The organism is Microbacterium sp., assembly GCF_031178525.1.
Taxonomy (GTDB): domain Bacteria; phylum Actinomycetota; class Actinomycetes; order Actinomycetales; family Microbacteriaceae; genus Microbacterium.
In genome coordinates this window covers 1-3,154 of the sequence record NZ_JAPSJA010000271.1, presented here as the reverse complement: position 1 = coordinate 3,154, position 3,154 = coordinate 1, and the positions used below count along the sequence as shown (strand labels likewise).

Here is a 3,154-nt window from a genome sequence, read left to right as displayed (position 1 = left end):
CACGATATCGTGACAGATTTGCTCCACGTCCGGGCGGGTGTCGAACAGTTCGTCGCAACGCCGAGCGGTCTGCGCGAAGGTGCGACGGTATACCTCGTCGGGCTCGCCGTTGAGTGTCGGCAGGCCGGCGGTGATCAGCACGCGCTCGAGGGAGTTCGGATGGCGGGAGAGGTAGCTCGTAGCGATGAAACCGCCGAAGCTCTGCCCCAGAATGCTCCAGGTTGGGGCACCTAGCGCGGCGCGAAGCGCCTCGGCATCGGCGACGATGGCGTCGGTACGGAAGTGCACGAGCCGATCGGCCAGCTGCTTCGGGTTCAGGCCCCGGATCGTGGCGCACGATAATGGAGGTGTTGGCCGAGATGCCCAGCGTCGTGACGAGGTGGAGACCGATGACGGCCCCTCCCACGCTCAGCAGGATGGTGAAGATCAGGGTGGCGGGTTCGAGCGCGCGTGGGTGACGCGAAGACGTGTTCTCGGTGACGAACGCACCGGTGGTGGTGTGGGAGCTCATTCGGGTGGTCCTAACGTGTCGGCGGTGACGAAGCAAGTGTGCGAGCGCCGGATGCCCGGTGCCAAATGAATCCCGTTATCTGGGATTCTGTCCCGGTATCGGATCGGCGCGCTTAGGGTGACGCTGTGGCCACGACATCGCTGCAGACCGTCGAGCGGGCGCTCGCGATCCTGCTCTCGTACTCCGAGACCCGCTCGTAGTGGGGCGTCACCGAGTTGGCGGCGGAGTTCGGTCTGAGCCGCTCGGCCGCGCAGCGGCTTCTCGCGGCCCTGGCCGAGCAGGGTTTCCTGCGTGTGGTGCCGTACAGCCGTCGCTACCGGCTGGGTCCGGCGCTGTGGCGGATGGCGATGCTGTGGGAGCGCACGGGCGGCCTTGCCGCGCTCGCCGGTCCCGTGCTGGAGGAGCTCGCCACCGTCAGCCGTCGCACCGCCGTGTTCGCGATCCCGGACGGGGCTTACGTGCGCGTCGTCGCCGCGGTCGACGGCGTCAGCGGGCCGCCGCGCTCGCATCTGTTCCGCGGTGCCCTGTACCCGGCGCACGCCGGCGCGCATCCCGTGCCTATTTCGCGTTCCTCGAGCGGACCGAACGTCGCGCGCTGCTCGACGACAGGCCCTTCGGTCGCTTCTCGGAGCAGACCCCGGCCGACCTCACGGCGCTCGAGGCCGAGTTCGACAACACCGCGCGGCTGGGTGACGCGCTCTCCGAAGGCGAGTACGACGCGCGCACGCGCGCGCTCGGCATGCCGGTGCGGATGGGCGCCCGCCCGGTGGCATCCGTCGCGATCATCGAGGATGCGGCCTCGCAGCCCGAGGACGACCTGCTCGACCATCTTTCCGCGCTCGAGGGTGCAGCCGCACAGCTCAGCGGGGCGCAGGTCACCCGCGCGCGGCGGGCGGCGCCGTGATCGCAGGCGAAGGATCAGCGCGCCGCGGTGAGGAGTGCGGTGACCTCTCCTGAGATCTCGTGAGGCTCCTGACCGGGAGCGAACAGCAGCGCGGGACCGCGATCGGCGGCGACGGCCTCGCCGCCGATGGTGAAGCGGCCGTCGGCGACGCGGATCCAGGTGCCCTCGCGCAGCGCGACCACGGGCGTCTCGTTCTCCTCGAGGTACTCGGTCAGTCGCAGAGCGCGGGTCTCGCCGGCATGGGTCGACGACGGGTCGGCGTCGAGGTAGTGGCAGTTGATCTGGAACGGCACGAGTCCCAGCGCCTCGAAGCGCCCCGGGAACACTATCGGCATGTCGTTGGTGGTGCGGATGCTCGGCGCAGCGAGGTTGGTGCCCGCGCTCGCGCTCAGGTACGGGCGCCCCGCCTCGGAGTGCGCGCGCAGCGCGTCGTCCAGTCCGAGCGAGATCACCCGGTCGAGCAGGCGGAACGTGTTGCCGCCGCCGACGAACACGGCCGCCGCATCCGCCACGGTCGCGGCGGGGGAGGAGGATTCGTGGGCGCCGCGCACCGCGATGCCGTGCGGGGCGAACGCCTCGCGCACCTTCGCCGTGTAGGCGTCGTGGTCGGCCAGCGCGTAGGGCACGAACACCAGTTCGTCGATGCCGTCGAGCGCGGGCAGTACGGCATCCCAGGCGTGCTCGAGGTAGCCCTGGCCGACATTGGTGGAGTTCGAGAGGAGCAGGAGGTTCATCGGTGCTGCTTTCGCTGTGGTGCGTGGGAGGAGAGGAGGTTGCCGATCTGCTGGGCGGTCCTCAGCACGGCGTCGAGGTGGTCGTTGATGTCGCCGAGCCGCTCGCGCTTGTGCTCGCCGATGCTGACGGAGCCGACCGGCCGGCCGGCGACGAAGACGGGCGCGGCGAGGGCGCGGGTGTTCTGGTCGTACTCGCCGGCGGAATAGGCCCAGCCGACGTCGGCCACCTTCTGCATCTCCGCCTCCACCTCGGCGGCGTCGAGGGCGGTGAGGTCGCTGAACTTAGCGAGCGGCCGGTGGTACATGAGCTGCTGGCGCTGGCCGGCCGAGAGGAAGGCGAAGTAGGCGCGCGAGGTCGCGCCGGCGTGCGCGGGGTAGAGCTCGCCGACGAGGGGATGGTCGCGCATCGGGGTGGTGCCGCCGTCGACCGCGGCCACGCAGCGCACGTAGGCGCCGTCGGCCAGCGCGAACACGGCGGTGCGCGACGACGCGTCGGCGAGATCGGCGAGAAGGGGCTCGACCAGCACGGCCATGCCGCCCCGCCGCTCCCAGGTCGAGGCGATCCGCCACAGCGCGGGGCCGAGACGGTACCGGCGCGTCGTCTGGTCGGCGTGCAGGAAGCCGCGCGACGCGAGCGTGCTAAGCAGGCGCTGCGCGGCCGACTTGTCGAGGTCGAACTCCTTCGCCAGATCGGTCACACCCCAGTCGGTGCGCCGTTCGGTGAACGACAGCAGGATACTGAGCGCCCGGTCGACGGTCTGCAACGGCGCTCTTCCGCTCGCTTCGGCCATGTGGGTCCCCCTCTTGCGGTCAGCCTACGATCACGCCGCCCACCCGTGCACCATCGTCTCATATAGTGAGAACGAGTTGCGTGATGCTGGTTCCGCCTCGGATAGTTGTCGCACCCGCCGAAGCCGACCGAGGCAAGGAGAGCAGTGCGCACCATACTTCGCCGAGTGCTGGCGATGATCCCCACCCTGCTGGGCGTCGTCGTCTGCATCTTCG

General features: G+C 70.0%; 4 protein-coding genes and 1 pseudogene. 2 read left to right on the top strand and 3 right to left on the bottom strand.

The features are described from left to right. Window positions 1–318: alpha/beta fold hydrolase (locus RIF89_RS12970; RefSeq protein ID WP_375294483.1), on the bottom strand; the 318-nt coding region annotated here is incomplete at its 3' end. Between the two features lie 405 nt (window positions 319–723). Between RIF89_RS12970 and RIF89_RS14955 the strand changes: the two are divergent. Further along, a pseudogene (locus RIF89_RS14955) lies at window positions 724–795 on the top strand (helix-turn-helix domain-containing protein); the annotation flags it as partial. Between the two features lie 50 nt (window positions 796–845). Then, complete coding sequence (locus tag RIF89_RS12965; protein ID WP_375294482.1) at window positions 846–1,415, top strand: IclR family transcriptional regulator C-terminal domain-containing protein; 570 nt, start codon at window positions 846–848, stop codon at window positions 1,413–1,415. A 14-nt stretch (window positions 1,416–1,429) separates the two neighbouring features. On the opposite strand, the gene pepE is transcribed toward RIF89_RS12965, so the two are convergent. Both pepE and RIF89_RS12955 read right to left on the bottom strand, forming a co-directional pair. Then, window positions 1,430–2,149 (bottom strand): dipeptidase PepE, encoded by a 720-nt coding sequence (gene pepE / locus RIF89_RS12960; RefSeq protein ID WP_309069514.1) that lies wholly within the window; start codon window positions 2,147–2,149, stop codon window positions 1,430–1,432. Next, complete coding sequence (locus tag RIF89_RS12955) at window positions 2,146–2,940, bottom strand: IclR family transcriptional regulator (RefSeq protein ID WP_309069513.1); 795 nt, start codon at window positions 2,938–2,940, stop codon at window positions 2,146–2,148. Before RIF89_RS12955 ends, pepE begins: the two co-directional genes overlap by 4 nt. Window positions 2,941–3,154: the final 214 nt, after the last annotated feature.